The organism is Ekhidna sp., assembly GCF_040223195.1.
Lineage (GTDB): Bacteria > Bacteroidota > Bacteroidia > Cytophagales > Cyclobacteriaceae > Ekhidna.
Genome location: NZ_JAVKDX010000022.1, coordinates 116753 through 133632 on the forward strand (window position 1 = coordinate 116753; position 16880 = coordinate 133632).

General features: G+C 45.3%; 15 protein-coding genes. 7 read left to right on the forward strand and 8 right to left on the reverse strand.

Going from position 1 to position 16880, the window contains the following annotated elements; translation table 11 throughout:
- Positions 1 to 9: 9 nt before the first annotated feature.
- The gene (locus RLN88_RS14095; RefSeq protein ID WP_350222056.1) at positions 10 to 2301 is read left to right on the forward strand and encodes a Tex family protein; all 2292 of its coding nucleotides are present in this window, start codon (positions 10 to 12) and stop codon (positions 2299 to 2301) included.
- On the opposite strand, the gene RLN88_RS14100 is transcribed toward RLN88_RS14095, so the two are convergent.
- A complete protein-coding gene (locus tag RLN88_RS14100; protein WP_350222057.1) occupies positions 2298 to 3431 on the reverse strand; it encodes an MBL fold metallo-hydrolase in 1134 nt (377 codons plus the stop codon). The genes RLN88_RS14095 and RLN88_RS14100 overlap by 4 nt on opposite strands.
- 56 nt (positions 3432 to 3487) lie before the next feature.
- Between RLN88_RS14100 and RLN88_RS14105 the strand changes: the two genes are divergently transcribed.
- Genes RLN88_RS14105 through RLN88_RS14115 form a run of 3 tightly spaced genes read left to right on the forward strand, consistent with a single transcriptional unit; the run spans position 3488 to position 5347 of the window.
- The gene (locus tag RLN88_RS14105; RefSeq protein ID WP_350222058.1) at positions 3488 to 4015 is read left to right on the forward strand and encodes a TetR/AcrR family transcriptional regulator; all 528 of its coding nucleotides are present in this window, start codon (positions 3488 to 3490) and stop codon (positions 4013 to 4015) included.
- A 50-nt stretch (positions 4016 to 4065) separates the two neighbouring features.
- Entirely contained in the window at positions 4066 to 4893 is an 828-nt protein-coding gene (locus tag RLN88_RS14110; RefSeq protein ID WP_350222059.1) for an oxidoreductase, read from the forward strand.
- Between the two features lie 52 nt (positions 4894 to 4945).
- A complete protein-coding gene (locus RLN88_RS14115; protein ID WP_350222060.1) occupies positions 4946 to 5347 on the forward strand; it encodes a hypothetical protein in 402 nt (133 codons plus the stop codon).
- Between the two features lie 2 nt (positions 5348 to 5349).
- On the opposite strand, the gene RLN88_RS14120 is transcribed toward RLN88_RS14115, so the two are convergent.
- The 4 genes from RLN88_RS14120 to panB all read right to left on the reverse strand — a co-directional run bounded on the left by RLN88_RS14120 (position 5350) and on the right by panB (position 10246).
- A complete protein-coding gene (locus tag RLN88_RS14120) occupies positions 5350 to 6207 on the reverse strand; it encodes a phytochrome family protein (protein ID WP_350222061.1) in 858 nt (285 codons plus the stop codon).
- Entirely contained in the window at positions 6197 to 7075 is an 879-nt protein-coding gene (locus tag RLN88_RS14125; RefSeq protein ID WP_350222062.1) for a hypothetical protein, read from the reverse strand. The genes RLN88_RS14120 and RLN88_RS14125 overlap by 11 nt, the downstream gene beginning before the upstream one ends.
- 122 nt (positions 7076 to 7197) lie before the next feature.
- Positions 7198 to 9414 (reverse strand): NADP-dependent isocitrate dehydrogenase, encoded by a 2217-nt coding sequence (locus RLN88_RS14130; RefSeq protein ID WP_350222063.1) that lies wholly within the window; start codon positions 9412 to 9414, stop codon positions 7198 to 7200.
- A 16-nt stretch (positions 9415 to 9430) separates the two neighbouring features.
- Positions 9431 to 10246 carry a 3-methyl-2-oxobutanoate hydroxymethyltransferase gene (gene panB, locus RLN88_RS14135; RefSeq protein ID WP_350222064.1) on the reverse strand — a complete coding sequence of 272 codons (816 nt, stop codon included), beginning with the start codon at positions 10244 to 10246 and terminating at the stop codon, positions 9431 to 9433.
- A gap of 111 nt (positions 10247 to 10357) precedes the next feature.
- On the opposite strand from panB, the gene RLN88_RS14140 reads away from it, so the two are divergent.
- Positions 10358 to 10804 carry a hypothetical protein gene (locus RLN88_RS14140; RefSeq protein WP_350222065.1) on the forward strand — a complete coding sequence of 149 codons (447 nt, stop codon included), beginning with the start codon at positions 10358 to 10360 and terminating at the stop codon, positions 10802 to 10804.
- On the opposite strand, the gene RLN88_RS14145 is transcribed toward RLN88_RS14140, so the two are convergent.
- Positions 10805 to 11362: a thioredoxin family protein gene (locus RLN88_RS14145; RefSeq protein WP_350222066.1), complete on the reverse strand. Its 558-nt coding sequence runs from the start codon at positions 11360 to 11362 to the stop codon at positions 10805 to 10807.
- A gap of 54 nt (positions 11363 to 11416) precedes the next feature.
- On the opposite strand from RLN88_RS14145, the gene RLN88_RS14150 reads away from it, so the two are divergent.
- Positions 11417 to 13066 carry an amidohydrolase family protein gene (locus RLN88_RS14150; RefSeq protein WP_350222067.1) on the forward strand — a complete coding sequence of 550 codons (1650 nt, stop codon included), beginning with the start codon at positions 11417 to 11419 and terminating at the stop codon, positions 13064 to 13066.
- Positions 13067 to 13072: 6 nt separating this feature from the next.
- Positions 13073 to 14053, forward strand: a complete 981-nt coding sequence (locus tag RLN88_RS14155) for a tetratricopeptide repeat protein (protein WP_350222068.1) — start codon at positions 13073 to 13075, stop codon at positions 14051 to 14053.
- Here the strand turns inward: RLN88_RS14155 and RLN88_RS14160 are convergent.
- Entirely contained in the window at positions 14025 to 14957 is a 933-nt protein-coding gene (locus RLN88_RS14160) for a glycerophosphodiester phosphodiesterase (RefSeq protein WP_350222069.1), read from the reverse strand. The genes RLN88_RS14155 and RLN88_RS14160 overlap by 29 nt on opposite strands.
- Before the next feature lie 47 nt (positions 14958 to 15004).
- Complete coding sequence (gene aspS, locus RLN88_RS14165) at positions 15005 to 16765, reverse strand: aspartate--tRNA ligase (RefSeq protein ID WP_350222070.1); 1761 nt, start codon at positions 16763 to 16765, stop codon at positions 15005 to 15007.
- Between the last annotated feature and the right edge of the window lie 115 nt (positions 16766 to 16880).

Consider the following 16880-nt stretch of genomic DNA (forward strand, 5'->3'; position numbering starts at 1 on the left):
ATCAAATTTATGAGACACGAAGCGCGAATTGCGAGTGAACTAAACATTACGCCAAGACAAGTAACTGCCACGGTTGGGCTACTAGATGAAGGAGCGACGGTACCATTTATTTCCAGATATCGGAAAGAAGTGACAGGAAGTCTGGATGACTTGCAGGTGGCAGCCATTCGTGATCGTATTCAGCAGCTTCGTGATCTGGATGCTCGTAGAGAGGCCATTTTAAAGTCAATCAAAGAGCAGGAAAAACTTACGCCAGAACTGGAGAAGAAAATCAATGAAGCAGAGACCATGGCTAAATTGGAGGACCTCTATCTTCCATACAAACCAAAACGAAAGACCCGTGCCAGCGTAGCTAAAGAGAAGGGTTTGGAGCCTTTGGCACTAAAGATTTTGGGTCAGGGTCATTTTGATGTTCATTCAGAAGCTGCCAAATTCATCGATAGTGAAAAAGGGATAGAATCCGAGGAAGAGGCCCTCCAGGGTGCGCGTGACATCATCGCCGAAACAATCAACGAGCATGCAGAGACCCGCCAGAAAATCCGGGAGCTCTTCATGAAAAAGGCCATCATCACTTCCAAAGTACTGAAAAGCAAGGAGAAGGACACAGATGCGCAGAAATACAAAGACTACTTCGAGTGGGAGGAACCTATTGCTAAAATCCCATCACATCGATTGCTGGCCATCCGACGAGGTGAAAAAGAAGGGTTCCTATCCATGAACATTGCTCCGGAGGAAGAAGAAGCCATTCAAATCATTGAGCGGGAATTTGTAAAGGGCTCTACAGAGGCTAGTGAGCAGGTAGCTACCGCTGCAAAGGATAGCTACAAGCGACTGATGAGCGTAAGCATCGAGACGGAGGTGCGAATGGAAAGCAAAAAGCAGGCGGATGAAGAGGCCATTATGGTTTTCGCAGAAAACTTAAAACAACTACTGATGGCAGCTCCGCTTGGACAAAAAGCAGTGATGGCCATCGATCCGGGGTTTAGAACTGGTTGCAAAGTGGTTTGTCTGGACAAACAAGGAAAGCTATTGGAGTTTACCGCCATCTATCCAAACGAGCCACAAAAGGACATCACCAGAGCGGGAGAAACGGTGAAGCATCTCGTAGAAAAGCATCAGATTGAAGCCATCGCTATTGGGAATGGCACAGCGAGCCGGGAGACCGAATCGTTTGTGAAGAAGCTGGGCTTACCGTCCAATGTAATCGTTGCGATGGTGAACGAAAGTGGGGCATCTATCTATTCTGCTTCTGAAGTTGCCCGCGATGAATTCCCGAATGAGGATGTGACTGTGAGGGGATCGGTTTCTATTGGTAGAAGAATGATGGACCCGCTGGCTGAGCTAGTGAAGATTGATGCGAAATCCATTGGAGTAGGTCAATATCAGCATGATGTAGATCAGACAGCCCTGAAAAAATCCCTGGACGATGTGGTGATGGCCTGTGTGAATAATGTGGGTGTGGAACTCAATACTGCCAGCAAGCAGCTATTGACTTATGTATCAGGCCTTGGTGCAAGCATCGCAGAAAACATTGTGAAATACAGAAATGAAAATGGCCCGTTCAAATCACGAGAGGCGTTGAAAGGTGTTCCACGTTTAGGGGGCAAAGCATTTGAACAGGCAGCAGGGTTCTTGCGAATTGCTAGCGCGGAAAATCCACTAGATAAGAGTGCGGTACACCCCGAGCGATATAACCTTGTGGAGCAAATGGCAAAAGATGCTCAGGCCACCGTCAAAGACCTGATGACCAGCGCTGAACTTCGAAAAAAAGTGGACCTGAAAAAATATGTGTCAGATGAAGTGGGGCTGCCTACCCTAAAAGACATCATGGACGAGCTTGACAAGCCTGGCCGTGACCCAAGGGATCAGTTTGAGGCGGTGCAATTCCAGGAAGGCGTGAATGAAATCACCGATTTGAAGCAAGGAATGAAACTACCTGGCGTGATTACTAACATCACCAAGTTTGGTGCTTTTGTGGATATCGGGGTTCATCAGGACGGGTTGGTACATATCAGCCACCTATCCAATTCATTCGTATCCGATCCTACCCAGGTAGTGAAATTGGGACAAAAAGTGAATGTGACCGTACTGGAGGTAGACGTGCCCAGAAAGCGTATTTCGCTCTCCATGAAAGGAGATGCTCCTCAGGTGAAGCGAAGTGAGAAGCGTGCTCAAAACAAAGCTCAGGGTGATAAAACGTTTCGGCAAACTCAGTGCGAAAACAAACCAAAAGAAGAGCGAGTGCCGGATGGTGATCTTCAGGCCAAGCTTGCGATGCTGAAAGGAAAGTGGGGAAACTAGTCATAGCTCTCCCACCACTGATCTAAGTCAGAGCTGTCTGACAGAGAAACTATCTGTCCAACCTCAGGCGTGAAAAGCCTGATATTTTCTTCCAGTGCTTTCTTGTTCAATCGCTGAACGGACTCCTTCCATGGGTGCAGACTCAGGTCGAATTTGCCCCAATGAATGGGCATGAGCAATCTGCCTTTTACATCCAGGTGAGCCTGGGCGGTTTCTTCAGGAAACATGTGAATTTCACTCCAGCCTTCATTGTAGGCCCCACACTCCATAAAGGTGAGATCAAAAGGACCATACTTTTCGCCTATTTCTTTAAACCCCGGGAAGTAACCACTATCGCCGCTGAAGTACACCCGCTTGTTTTCACCCAGGATCACCCAGGATCCCCAGAGGGTTTTAAACCGATCGCCAAACCCTCTGCCAGAAAAATGTCTGGTTGGTGCAAAGGCCAGTCTCAATCCCTTGAAGTCCAGCTCATCCCACCAGTTCAATTCGGTAATGTTTTCAGCAGGAACGCCCCAGCGCTCAAAATGCGCACCTACTCCCAGCGGTAGATAAAATCGATTTACCCGCTCTTTTAGGGCTTTGATGGTTGGGTAGTCCAGGTGGTCATAGTGATCGTGAGACAGGATGACTGCATCAATTTCCGGCAGCTCATCGATGGTCAACTGGTACGTATAATCAAACCGCTCCGGCCCCATAAACGAAAACATGGAAGCCCGCTCGCCCACAATCACCGGATCAGCAAGGATAGTCACCCCATTGATTTTCATGAGAATAGTGGAATGCCCAAACCATACAAATGCGATGCTATCATCAGGTATTTCATCAAATTTTTCCCTACTGAACTTCCTCACCTGAATCATCCATTGTGGATTTTTGTAGGTCTTATCTTCAAATAGATAATGAGCCAGAGACTTGCGAATAGTCGCCCAACTCATCTCCATCTTAGTCTCTACGGTATTCTGAAATTTACCATCACTAAAATTCGGAGCTGATTGCATTCGCTCAAGTCTTTCGCCAGCGGCTTTGCCTCCTATCTGTGGTGCAGTGCGAAAAAAGATAACGACTGCCACTACAATAAGCAGGATGATCGAGAGTAAAATCAACATAATTCGTTTAAAAATTTTCATAATAGTTGGCAAGTTAAAAACATTTTCTAAATTTGTAAGTGATCACTCACTTTTAAATGACTGAAAAACAAGAAAAAATTATCACTGCTGCCCTTGAGCTTTTCGCCGAGGAAGGATACCGAAGCACCTCTACCAGCAAGGTGGCCAAACGTGCCGGAGTATCCGAGGGATTGATATTTCGTCATTTTACCAATAAAGACGGGCTGCTCGACGCTATCATCAAAATGGGGGAAGAACAGGCAAAGGCTCTATTTGCAGATATTGTACTGGAGCCAGATCCCAAAGAATTAATCCGAAAGTACATTGAACTTTTCATCACAGTCAGCAAGGATCAGGAAGCGATAAATTTCTGGAAACTGCAGTTTAAGATTAAATGGGAACTGGAAATATATGGTGAGCATAAAATGGAGGCGATTAAAGGGGCATTAATCAATGCTTTTGAAAAGCTGCGCTACAATCATCCAGAACAAGAGGCAAATCTGCTCCTGACACTCATGGATGGGCTGGCTACCCGGTTTATCCTTCAGCAGCAATTTGACATGAGCGAAACCATTGAGTTTTTGAAACAGAAGTATAAAGTATAAAATTTTACATCATAAATAAGTGATTACTCACTTATTAAATTAAACAAACTATGAAAACAAAAAAAGTCATTCTTATCACAGGTGCCTCCTCTGGAATGGGGAAGGATGCTACGCTACACTTAATTAATGAAGGTCATATCGTCTACGGGGCAGCCCGAAGGATTGATCTAATGAAAGAGCTTGAGGATGCAGGTGGACATGTCCTCAAACTAGACGTTTCTAACGAAAATCAGATTATTGAGGGGGTGAATAAAGTGATAGAAGAGCAGGGACGAATAGATGTGCTTTGGAACAATGCCGGATACGGACTTTACGGAGCGGTGGAAGACATCCCTGTTGATCAGGCGAGAAGACAGTTTGAGGTGAACCTCTTTGGTCTTGCAAGAATGACTCAGGAAGTGCTGCCTCACATGCGAAGGCAACAATCCGGGACCATCATCAATACTTCCTCTATGGGTGGTAAAATGTATACCCCGCTTGGGGCATGGTATCATGGCACCAAACATGCCCTGGAAGGATGGAGCGACTGTCTGCGACTGGAACTTAAACCTTTCAACATAAATGTAGTAATCCTAGAGCCAGGTGTGATTGCAACAGAATTCGGCGAAGTGCTATATGAACCACTACTGAAAAATTCCGGTGAGGGAGCTTATGCAAAAATGGCTAAGCAAGTAGCTCAAGGAACAATGGACTTCTATAAAAAACCAAATGCAGCCTCTCCATCCAGCGTCATTTCCAAAACGATAAGCAAGATCGTAAACAGCAGAAATCCTAAAACACGCTACGTAAAAGGGAAAATGGCCGGGCCACTTATGTGGATTCGAAAATACATGGGAGACCGAATCTTTGATAAAGTGGTAATGAGTCAGGTGAAGTAATGGCGAGAACCATTACTTTGCTTCTCACGTAAAAAGTGAGAAACACCTGACCATGAAAAATCTATTCACAGCTCTTTTGATGGTATCCTTTGGGTTTTCTTTTGCCCAACAGGAATCCTTCTTAACCCGTCATTTCTTCAATTCAGAAGTATACGAATATGCTGACTTGAGTGCATACTCAGTTTTCCAATCGCAGGCTAAAACCAACCTGAATCTGATTCCGAAAAATGCCAATGATCAAACCATTACGCTAGGTGAGCAGTCATTTTTACCCATCACTCAGGGTGTAACGCCTCCTAGCAATGTGATTGGTCTGAGTCCATACCTGGGCACCTCCACCACCAAAACCTTCGAATTGCTTAATCAGAAGGGGAGAACTACATACATTTTTGATGCTCAGGGTAATCTCAGAAGCTCGCAGATGAGCATCTCGATTGGCAAGAAAAAGAACTGAGATTACTGATTCAGAACACCTCCAATTTTATGAAGTACCCCATCAAGCTGGTTTGCGTGTTTTTTCAATTTTTCGAATCCCCGTGGTTCTTTGTGGCTCTCACTGATTAAATCCACCAGGCCCATGATATTCGTTAATGGTGCCCTCACCAGATGAGCATTGATAAATGCAAAATCAACAATACGGGAATTCTCTTCTTCAAGCGCTTTGGTTCGCTCCTGCACTATCGCTCTCAAATTATCGTGGGTTTGCTGAATCTGCCGAGTGTTTTGTTCCAACTCTTCGGTTTTGGCTATGAGGGTTTTGTTCAAAGCTTCCAGCTCCGCATTCCTGAATTCTATCTGATTTCGCTCCTTGTCCAACGCCATTTTGAACAGGATCAACAAAACGGATAGCATGACAAGGTTCAGGAAGTAGTCAAACAGTAATCCCGAGTAGGATATTTCGCCTATAATTGGCAGCATATCAAATCCTAGCACCACCGTAAGTACCACCAGCATTGTACTAAACACCACCCTGAAAATTCCTCGTGTGATGAGGATGATTAATATGGACACTACAGGAAACACATAAGCTCCCCCGCCATTGAGCCCGCCGGATGAGACCCAATAAAAATACACTCCGGCAATGATGAGCAGGCAAAAGAAATTTATCAGAATAGGCCTTAAGGAAGCCACTTTTCTGAGCAAAAGCATGACCAGGCAGATCCCAAAAAAAGTAAGATCTATCGTAAGCAAAAGCGAGTTGCTCATGGAGACCAGATCAAAGAAAATGCTAATGCCGAGGTACGGAATTGCAATCAGGAGGGCTAGGAGAAACAATTGTCCTTCCAGGTCTTTTGGTTTGATATCAAATTTCATAACCTGCCTCCTTTATTTTGCTTCTCAAATGATTCATTTCCTTTTGCAAATTATCCGCTGAGGTCAGCAGCAGCGAAATAAGCCCTTCTGCATCCATTGTTGTCTTGATTTCAGCAATCTCCTGCTGTATCTGCTGATACGAATGTTCCAATTCCGAAAGTGTAATGGAAAGGTATTCTTCCATCTTGCCCTGCTGCTTTTTCAGATTTTCTGTTCGGTGGGCCACCTTCTCATCCAGGAGTTGGTTCAATTCCTCAAGCTGAATTTTCTGGTTAGTCAACTCGTCATTTTTTACCTTCAATTTCTCTCCGGTACTCATCAGCTCATTGGTCAGCATAGCCAAGCGTCGCTTTTTCCTATCAAAGAATACTTTGGCATAGAGTGTAAAACCAATGGCTCCAACGGAGGAAAAGACAAAGTTGTAAGGGCTGTCATTGAGAATGGTAAATGACTCGCTAAAAGAGTTTATGTACTCCACTATCAGGAGGCTGACGATTGCGGCAAAGATCAAAAGTGAGATAAAATAAACAGGCCCTCTTCCCCGAAGCGTAAAAGCGATGATAATTACCCCACCGTAAATATTGTTTTCTATGGATCTGGCCAGGCCCTCGGCCTCTATGAGCATGAGCGCCAGAAGAATGATGAATGGCACGTAGAAAAAGGTGTAGATTTTGAAAAGTGAAAGCTTCCAGTAAACCGCGAGTAGGGCAAATCCAAAGACAAAAACAAAGGCCAGATCAAGGTAAAAGTCTATTTCGATGGATGCATTGGTCAAATCCATGATCACTTCAAGAAGTGATCTTAGCAGACCAATACCGCATGCCAGTATCAGGACATTAGTTTCAAACTGGTGGTTTTGTTTCTCCACGCTCAACAATTAGGGTGACTGATCATTAAGGTAATTAATCCAGACGATTTTTCTTCGTTTTTTTTAGCAAAACAAAAACGCCCAACCGTTTGGCAGGGCGCTTTTTCATGAGATCCATAATCTCAAATCGAATCAATAATTTTGTTCAACGTACCACTAGGACGCATGGCCGCTGTGGTGAGTGTCTCACTTGGCTGGTAATAGCCTCCGATATCAACAGCAGAACCCTGAGCAGCGATAAGCTCTTCATTGATTTTGGATTCATTTGCCACCAATTCCCTTGCCACCGTTTCAAAAGTCTCCTTCAGTTCGGCATCTTCATCCTGATTTGCAAGCATCTCCGCCCAGTACATGGCGAGGTAGAAATGGCTGCCTCTGTTGTCAATTTCATTCACTTTTCTGGAAGGTGACTTGTTCTCCTCCAGCAATTTGGAAGTGGCGTTATCAAGGGCTTCAGCCAAGACCCTCGCGTGTTTATTATCGTATTTCTCACCCAGATGATCCAGCGAAACAGCCAGAGCCAAAAATTCTCCTAGCGAATCCCATCTAAGATGACCTTCCTCTACAAATTGCTGTACATGCTTTGGAGCGGATCCTCCAGCTCCCGTCTCAAACAATCCCCCACCATTCATCAATGGCACGATAGAAAGCATTTTAGCACTGGTTCCAACTTCCAAAATTGGGAATAAGTCTGTCAGATAATCTCTTAGCACATTTCCTGTCACGGAGATGGTATCCTGTCCTTTCCTGATTCGATCTACCGAAAACCTGGTAGCCTCCACCGGGGACATAATATGGATTTCTAACCCTGTGGTGTTGTAATCCTTCAGGTACTTCTCCACCTTTTTGATTAATTCCGCATCATGGGCCCGGTTTTTGTCCAGCCAGAAAACTGCCGGTGTTCCGGTAGCCTTTGCCCTGTTTACCGCCAATTTTACCCAATCCTGCACCGGGGCATCTTTCACCTGACACATCCTGAAAATATCTCCTGCCTCTACAGACTGCTCTAGCAGCACGTTTCCATCAGCGTCCACCACCTGCACTTTGCCCGCAGAGGCCAGCTGAAATGTCTTGTCGTGTGATCCGTACTCCTCCGCCTTTTGCGCCATTAACCCCACGTTTGATACACTTCCCATTGTTGTTGGATCGTAAGCTCCATGCTCCTTGCAATCCTCAATCACAGCCTGGTAAATACCCGAGTAGCATCTATCAGGAATTACTGCTTTCGTGTCCTGCGTCTTGTTGTCCTTATTCCACATCTGACCGGATGTGCGAATCATGGCTGGCATGGAAGCATCAATGATCACATCGCTGGGCACGTGAAGGTTGGTAATCCCTTTGTCTGAATTTACCATGGCCAAAGCAGGACGAGTCTCATAGACCTTTTCAATGGCATCTTCGATTTCTTTTTGCTTTGCCGCATCCAGAGACTGTATTTTGTTGTATACATCCCCGATCCCACTTGTGGCATCTACGCCTAGTTCGTTAAACAGGTCCGCATATTTTTCAAAAACATCTTTGTAGTATACCTCCACAGCCGCGCCAAAGATGATCGGGTCAGATACCTTCATCATGGTGGCTTTCATATGCAGGGAGAAAAGGACATTTTTTGCTTTTGCATCTGCTATCTCCTGCTCAATAAATGACTTCAGTTTAGACATACTCATTGCTGAAGTATCGATCACTTCACCCTCCTGAATGCCAAAGCTATCCTTGAGCATCTTTGTGCTTCCATCAGCTCCCACAAAGTTTATTTTAACCTGTGTTTTGCTTGAGACAGTAACTGACTGCTCACTTCCGTAAAAATCACCCTCCTGCATACTCGTCACATGCGATTGTGAATTGGCACTCCACTTACCCATTGAGTGGGGGAATTTTCGAGCGTAGTTCTTCACTGCCTTTGGTGCCCTTCGGTCAGAGTTACCTTCACGAAGGACTGGGTTTACGGCACTTCCTTTCACCTTGTCGTAGCGGGCTTTGATGTCTTTCTCCTGATCATTTTGGGGATCCGCAGGATAGTCCGGCAAAGCATATCCCTGAGCTTGTAATTCCTTTATTGCCGCCATCAACTGAGGGATGGAAGCACTGATATTTGGAAGCTTGATGATGTTGGCTTCCGATGTTTTCGCAATCTCTCCCAATTCTGATAGCGCATCCCCTATTCGTTGATCTTCGGAAAGGAATTCTGGAAATAGCGCAATGATCCTTCCAGCCAATGAGATATCCCTGGTCTCTACATTTACCCCGGCTTTGCCAGTGAAGGCTTTTACGATTGGTAGAAGTGATTTGGTGGCTAAAGCGGGTGCTTCATCGGTGTGTGTGTAAATGATTTTTGGCATTTTTTCTCTTTAATGGTTAGTAACTCTCCTTTTCGTTGGGGAATTTTTGGGATTTAATGTCAGAAACGTAGTTCTCGAACGCCTCCTTCATGATCTTGTTCAGATCGGCATACTGACGAAGGAAACGCGGTTTAAAATCTTGGGTGATACCTAACATATCGTGTACTACAAGTACTTGCCCGTCTGTGTCGGGACCTGCACCTATCCCGATTGTAGGGATAGAGATAGATTCTGAAACTTTCTTTGCGAGTTTGGATGGAATCTTTTCCAAGACGATCGCAAAACACCCCATTTCCTCAAGTGCTTTTGCATCTTCAAGCAACTTTTGAGCTTCCGCCTCCTCTTTCGCCCGGACGGTGTATGTGCCGAATTTATAAATGGATTGTGGGGTGAGTCCCAGATGGCCCATCACGGGGATGCCGGCGGATAATACCCTGGAAACGCTTTCTTTAATTTCTACGCCCCCTTCCATCTTCACTGCATGTCCGCCAGACTCTTTCATGATTCGGATGCAGGATCGCAGGGCTTCTGAAGAATTTCCTTGATAGCTACCAAATGGGACGTCTACTACCACGAGTGCACGATTTACTGCCTTGACTACCGAAGTAGCATGCCAGATCATGTGATCCAGGGTGATGGGCAGTGTTGTTTCATTGCCAGCCATCACATTGGAGGCACTGTCACCCACCAAAATCACATCTACTCCGGATTGATCAATGATCTTTGCCATGGAGTAGTCATAGGCGGTAAGCATAGATATTTTTTCCCCATTGGCTTTCATTTCCTGAAGCTGGTGGGTTGTTACGATTTTAATTTTTCCTTGTACACTCATGGCATAAAATGGAAGCGCAATTTACATAATCGAAGATGGACTTTAAAATCACCAAAAACTGTAGTATGGCATTTAATTTGATGTAAATTGATTCACCTTCTACAATAAAATATGAAACTCATCTCGATTGCTTTTGTCTTTTTCGCTGTAGCCCTTTCTAACTGCCAGGATGATTTTCGTACTTTGGAAATTACAAAAATCAAGTACGGGACCAGCTTTGGAATGTGCATGGGCTACTGTACACAAATTTTGATCATTGAAAATAATATTGCCTCCAAGAAATTAGTTTCCAGAAACGAAAGTGATTCGGAAAAAAGTTGCTCCAGAAGCATCAATTCATCTGAAATATTTTCTCAAGTCAATAGAGAGCGCTTTAATGATCTACCTGAAACTATTGGCTGCCCTGATTGTGCCGATGGGGGTTCTGAATGGATTGAAATTACAACTAATATCGGATCTAAAAAGGTAATCTATGAATATGGAAAAGAACCAAATGAGGTTAAAGGCTACATAGACGATCTAAGATCTCTGTATGAAGAATTAGGAACGTGTGAGTAATCAGGCCTTCCACTTAATGCTGCAACCGATACTGGGTTTTTGATCCTCAATAATTGGATCATCCTCCAGGTGTGCCTCCAGTGCATCAATCAAATCATCTCCTGTTACCGGCTCAGGATTTCCCGGCGTGCTTGCATCGAACCTGCCCCGGTAAATGCATTTCAAATCCTCATCAAAAAGATAAAAATCCGGGGTGCAGGCTGCCTGATAAGCCTTTGCCGCCTCCTGTGTTTCATCTACCAGATAGGGAAATCCAAACTCAAATTCCTCTGCCTGGGCTTTCAAACCCTCGGGGGCATCTTCGGGATAGTCGGTGGGATCATTCGAGCAGATCGCCACGAAACCAATTTTCAAATCCATATACTGCCGGGCCAGTACCGCAATCTCCTCCTCGATGTTTTTTACGTAAGGACAATGCGCACAGATAAACATGACAACCAGGCCATATTCCATGCGCACATCCTCCAGTGTTTTGTTTTCTCCGGAGATTACATCCTTCAGATCAAAGTCTGGAGCCACCGTGCCAAGGGGCATCATATTCGATTCTACTGCTGCCATACTCCCGAATTGATTATTTTTAAATCTGAGCCAAAAGTTAATACAACATTATCCATGAAAAAATTCCTATTCTACATATTGATTGGTTGCCTATTGCAGACCGCCAGGGCACAAATCACACCATCCCCTTCCAGAACGAGCGGTGATGGCCCTTATGATATGACCATCATTCGTGGCGCCACCCTCATCAATGGCAATGGCGCACCTCCCATCGGCCCGGTGGATATCGTGATTGAGAAAAATAAGATTACGAAAGTTCAGGTGGTTGGTTACCCCGGCGTGGAAATAGACCCGGAGCGAAGGCCGAAACTTGAGGGAAACGGGATGGAAATAGCAGCGGATGGCATGTACGTGCTTCCCGGCTTTGTGGATATGCACGGTCATATAGGAGGAGAGAGCCAGGGGACGCCTGCTGAATATGTATTTAAACTTTGGCTGGCCCACGGCATCACCACCGTTAGGGATCCATCAGCCGGAAATGGGCTGGATTGGGTGCTGAGCCACAAGAATAGAAGCAACCAAAATCAAATCACAGCTCCCCGGATTTTGGCCTATACATCCTTTGGTCAGAACCTGGAAGGCATAGAAGTGGTGAGAAATTTGCCCGGAGAGCGATCCGTAGGCGAGGAGGTGCTAAAAGGCCCAATCACCAATGCGGAGGAAGCCATTTCCTGGGTGCAGGCGAATTATCGCAGAGGAGCGGATGGGATTAAATTTTTCGGGGCTTCCCCCGAAGTAATGGAAGCGGCATTGAAGGAAAACAAACGCCTGGGATTAAGATCGGCCTGCCACCACGCCCAGCTGAGCGTAGGCTGGTGGAATGTGCTGAATTCCGCTGAAGCCGGACTTACCTCCATGGAACATTGGTATGGGCTGCCGGAAGCGATGTTTGAGGACAGAGTGGTTCAAGATTATCCTGTGGATTATAACTATCAAAACGAGCAGGATCGGTTTGGTGAAGCCGGAAAACTGTGGAAACAGGCCGCCAAACCCTATTCTGAGAAATGGAATGCCGTAATGAACCGCCTGATTGAGTTGGATTTTACGCTCGATCCTACATTCAATATTTATGAAGCGAGCCGTGATTTAATGAGATCACGAAATGCCGACTGGCACAAAGACTACACGCTTCCTTCCCTGTGGAAATTTTATCAGCCCAGCAAGATATCTCATGGCTCCTACTGGCACTTCTGGGGTACTGAAGAAGAGGTGGCCTGGAAAGAGAATTATAAGCTTTGGATGACCTTTGTGAATGAATACAAGAACCGCGGCGGTAGGGTAACCACGGGATCAGATTCCGGCTTCATCTTTCAGCTTTATGGTTTTGCCTACATCCGTGAGCTTGAATTGCTGAGAGAGGTAGGATTTCACCCGCTGGAGGTGATTCGATCTGCAACTTTGATGGGTGCTCAGGCACTAGGAATGGAAAAAGAAATTGGCACAGTGGAGGTAGGGAAGCTGGCTGACCTGGTCATCGTGGAAGAAAATCCATTGGCCAACCTGAAGGTGCTGTATGGAACTGGCGCCATCAAACTGACAGAAGACAATGAAATAACACGGGTGGGTGGTGTGAAATATACCATCAAAGATGGCGTGATATATGATGCCAAAGAGCTCCTCAAAGACGTGAGGGAGATGGTGAAAGAAGCCAAAAACGGAGAGGAATTGAAACAGCCCGGATATCCCAATTGGGACGAAAAGTAATTTGACATGAACTTTAGAATCACCTTATTCATACCCATAATCGTTCTCTTTAGCTGCCAGCAAACAAACAATGCTGGTAATGAGGGAAAAACAGCAGTCGTACACCAGGATCGAGATCCATCCAAGGTTTACAACCTGATGGGTGAAGAGCTTCCTCCTGTCCAAATGACAGAAGAAACCCGCAGAAAGTACGAGGAAAATTTGCAGAAAGCTAGATCTGACTATGAAGCAAACCCAGATAGCCTGGAACTGATCATCTGGTATGGCAGGCGTTTAGCTTATTTGGGGAGATATCTGGAGGCTATTCAGGTTTATACAGCAGGCCTGGAAAAATTTCCCACTTCCCATAGGCTAAGAAGGCACAGAGGCCATAGGTACATTACCACCCGGCAACTGGCAAAAGCAGTGGATGATTTTGAAATGGCTGCTTTCTACGCCGTGAATGCTGAAAATGCCATAGAACCGGACGGACTTCCAAACAAGCTGAATAAGCCTCTGGGCAATGATAAATTCAATATCTGGTATCATTACGGGCTCGCTCACTATCTCAATGGACGATATGACAAGGCGATTTCCGCATATAGGAAATGTATGGAATTTAGCAACAATGATGATCTGCTGACAGCTACCTCCTACTGGCTCTATATGACTTATAAGAAAATCGGAAATGCGGATTTGGCCGATCAGTTGTTAGCAGATGTCAATAGCAAAATGACCATCATTGAGAATGATGCTTACCTGGACTTGCTCTTGCTTTTTAACGGCCAAATGAAGGTGGACAAACTTTATAAAAAGGCATTTCCTGAGGGAGGCACCATAGATCCAACCCTGGGCTATGGCGTTGGCAACTGGTATCAGCAGCAAGGGAATACTGAGAAAGCCAATGAAATCTTTCTCAAAATTCTTGAAAGCCCAAGTTGGGGATCGTTTGGATATATCGCAGCGGAGGCTGAGCTTACTACTGCGTTTCCTGTCCCAATCTCCTGATCTCATTTCTGAGCTGGATGGCAATGTTTGGATAATCCGTAATGATGCCATCCACACCGGCATTCAGCATTTTAATCATATCCTCACGGGTGTTTACCGGGTATGCATGTACCTGATAGCCTTTGGCGTGCATCTGGAAAACCCTTCGTGGTGAAAGTGTTTCCCATTGTGGGTTGATCGCTTTCATTCGGTTGCTTTCCTTGGCCCGACCCATATGAATTCTGGTCTCCAGATAAAATGCGATCAAAGGCGCTGAGTCCTCTCCCACGATCAGTGCTTTGGTCTGAATGAGCGGATCAAGCTCGTGTACCTCATCAAGGTATTTGGGCTCATAGGACTGAAGTAAAATCCAATCTTCGCCATTTTTCTCACTCAATACCACATCCACCAGCTTCTGGGCAAAGTCATGATAGTGCGGGTGATCCATGTGCTTGATCTCAATTAAAACCTTGCATCTTCCATTTATCAGGTCAAGCACTTCCTTCAGTGTCGGAATCCTTTGATCGGCATAATGAGAGTCATACCAAGACCCCACATCAAATTGTCTAAGTTCTTCCAAAGTATAAGAGTGGACATCTCCGGTAATGGGGTTGCCGAGCGTATCCCTGGCAATCCGGTCGAGTCGCTCATCGTGAAATACGACAATCTGCTCATCTCTGGTATTCCGTACATCCAATTCAATCTGATCCACGCCTAAATCCAGAGCTTTCTGAAAAGCAGCCATGGTGTTTTCCGGGGCAAGTCCGGAAGCCCCCTTATGGGCGATGATCTGAAACTCCTCGCCAGCCAATCGATCGATGGACGTACTGGCAAAAATGTTCCTATAGAACCAGGGCTCAAAAAGGGAAAATGCGCCAAAGAGTATAAAAAACGGGGCGGAGTAAAGAAGAAATTTCTTAGTCATCAGGTGCGATTATTTAACCGGAAAAGTTAGTAAAAAACTACCAAATGCTAGGATTTTATTGGCTCTACTAATTTCAATCCCAACTCGTCCAATTGCTCCTGGGAGATTTTACTTGGCGAATCGATCATAACATCCCGTCCCGCATTGTTTTTAGGGAAAGCAATGAAGTCCCGGATACTCTGCTCACCTGCCATAATCGCACATAGTCTGTCAAAGCCAAATGCCACACCACCGTGAGGTGGTGCACCGTACTCAAAAGCACCCATAAGGAATCCAAACTGAGCTTCAGCTTCCTCTTTGTTAAATCCTAGCACCTCGAACATTCTGGCCTGCATTGCTCTGTCATGAATCCTGATGGATCCTCCTCCTGCCTCAACACCATTGATGACCATATCGTAGGCATTGGCTCTCACGGCCCCCGGATCAGAAGTCAATTTCTCCACATCCTCCGGTTTTGGTGCTGTGAATGGGTGGTGCATTGCATGATATCTTTTCGTATCCTCGTCCCACTCCAAAAGAGGGAAGTCAAGCACCCATGCGGCCGCTACTTTATTTTTATCTCTCAAACCAAGCTGCTCACCCATTTCCAAGCGAAGCTCATTCAATGCTTTTCTGGTTTGATTCTCTTCTCCAGCAAGTATTAAAAGTAGATCTCCCGGCTTAGCTCCAAATTTCTCAGCCCAGCCTTTCAGAGCATTTTCATCAAAAAATTTATCAACAGAAGATTTGAATGATCCATCTTCATTGTACCTCACATAAACCAATCCCTTTGCTCCGATCTGTGGTTTTTTCACAAAATCAGTTAGAGCATCCAGTTGCTTTCGGGTATACTCCGCACATCCTGCTGCATTAATTCCAACTACCAGTTCTGCACTATCAAACACTACGAATCCTTTGCCTTGCGCCAGATCGTTTAGCTCACAAAACTCCATCCCAAACCTGAGATCAGGCTTATCAGAACCGTATTTGGTCATAGCTTCATCATAGCTGATCCGCTGAAAATCCTCCAGCTCAATCCCTTTAATTTCCTTGTATAGGAATTTGGTCATCCCCTCGAACGTCTGAAGGATATCCTCCTGCTCAATAAAAGCCATCTCACAGTCTATCTGCGTAAACTCCGGCTGACGGTCAGCTCTCAGATCCTCATCTCTAAAGCACTTCACAATCTGGAAATAGCGATCCATCCCTGCCACCATAAGAAGCTGCTTGAAGGTTTGCGGGGACTGTGGAAGTGCGTAAAATTCGTTTTCATTCATTCGCGATGGCACTACAAAATCCCGTGCTCCTTCTGGTGTGGATTTGATCAAATAAGGTGTCTCAACCTCTACAAATTTTTCTTTATTGAGGTACTCACGCACTTTTTGCATCATCGTATGGCGAAGCTGCAATTTTTCCCTCACCGGGTTTCTCCGAATATCGAGGTACCGATATTTCATTCGAAGATCCTCACCCCCGTCTGTCTCATCCTCAATCGTAAATGGTGGGACTTTTGAACCATTCAATAGCTCCAATTTGCTCACACGAATCTCTACATCACCCGTAGGCATCTTATCATTTTTGGAGTATCGCTCCACTACCTCGCCGGTCGCTTTGATCACAAACTCTCGTCCCATTTTCTTTGCCTGGTCAATCAATGCCTGATCCGTCACCCCCTCTTCAAAAATGAGCTGAGTAATCCCGTATCGATCCCGCAAATCGATCCATACCACGCCTCCCTTGTCCCGCTGCTTTTGTACCCATCCGCACAGGGTCACAGTTTGTCCAACATGTTCTGATCTTAATTCTCCACAAGTATGTGTGCGTAGCATAGTTTGTCTTTAGTGTCTATTATAATTTAGTGTTTGCAAAATTAGAACTCTGGATAAGATTTACGAATAAAAACATCCCCCTAACCCCCTTCAAAGGGGGATTTATTTTAAGATT

What these genes read in the sequence shown, in the direction of transcription:
- RLN88_RS14095 (WP_350222056.1), top strand. Translation starts at nt 10, where the DNA reads ATGAGACACGAAGCGCGAATTGCGAGTGAACTAAACATTACGCCAAGA.
- aspS (WP_350222070.1), bottom strand. Translation starts at nt 16,765, where the DNA reads ATGCTACGCACACATACTTGTGGAGAATTAAGATCAGAACATGTTGGA.
- RLN88_RS14155 (WP_350222068.1), top strand. Translation starts at nt 13,073, where the DNA reads ATGAACTTTAGAATCACCTTATTCATACCCATAATCGTTCTCTTTAGC.
- RLN88_RS14100 (WP_350222057.1), bottom strand. Translation starts at nt 3,431, where the DNA reads ATGAAAATTTTTAAACGAATTATGTTGATTTTACTCTCGATCATCCTG.
- RLN88_RS14120 (WP_350222061.1), bottom strand. Translation starts at nt 6,207, where the DNA reads ATGAAATTTGATATCAAACCAAAAGACCTGGAAGGACAATTGTTTCTC.
- RLN88_RS14130 (WP_350222063.1), bottom strand. Translation starts at nt 9,414, where the DNA reads ATGCCAAAAATCATTTACACACACACCGATGAAGCACCCGCTTTAGCC.
- RLN88_RS14150 (WP_350222067.1), top strand. Translation starts at nt 11,417, where the DNA reads ATGAAAAAATTCCTATTCTACATATTGATTGGTTGCCTATTGCAGACC.
- RLN88_RS14145 (WP_350222066.1), bottom strand. Translation starts at nt 11,362, where the DNA reads ATGGCAGCAGTAGAATCGAATATGATGCCCCTTGGCACGGTGGCTCCA.
- RLN88_RS14115 (WP_350222060.1), top strand. Translation starts at nt 4,946, where the DNA reads ATGAAAAATCTATTCACAGCTCTTTTGATGGTATCCTTTGGGTTTTCT.
- RLN88_RS14160 (WP_350222069.1), bottom strand. Translation starts at nt 14,957, where the DNA reads ATGACTAAGAAATTTCTTCTTTACTCCGCCCCGTTTTTTATACTCTTT.
- RLN88_RS14110 (WP_350222059.1), top strand. Translation starts at nt 4,066, where the DNA reads ATGAAAACAAAAAAAGTCATTCTTATCACAGGTGCCTCCTCTGGAATG.
- panB (WP_350222064.1), bottom strand. Translation starts at nt 10,246, where the DNA reads ATGAGTGTACAAGGAAAAATTAAAATCGTAACAACCCACCAGCTTCAG.
- RLN88_RS14140 (WP_350222065.1), top strand. Translation starts at nt 10,358, where the DNA reads ATGAAACTCATCTCGATTGCTTTTGTCTTTTTCGCTGTAGCCCTTTCT.
- RLN88_RS14105 (WP_350222058.1), top strand. Translation starts at nt 3,488, where the DNA reads ATGACTGAAAAACAAGAAAAAATTATCACTGCTGCCCTTGAGCTTTTC.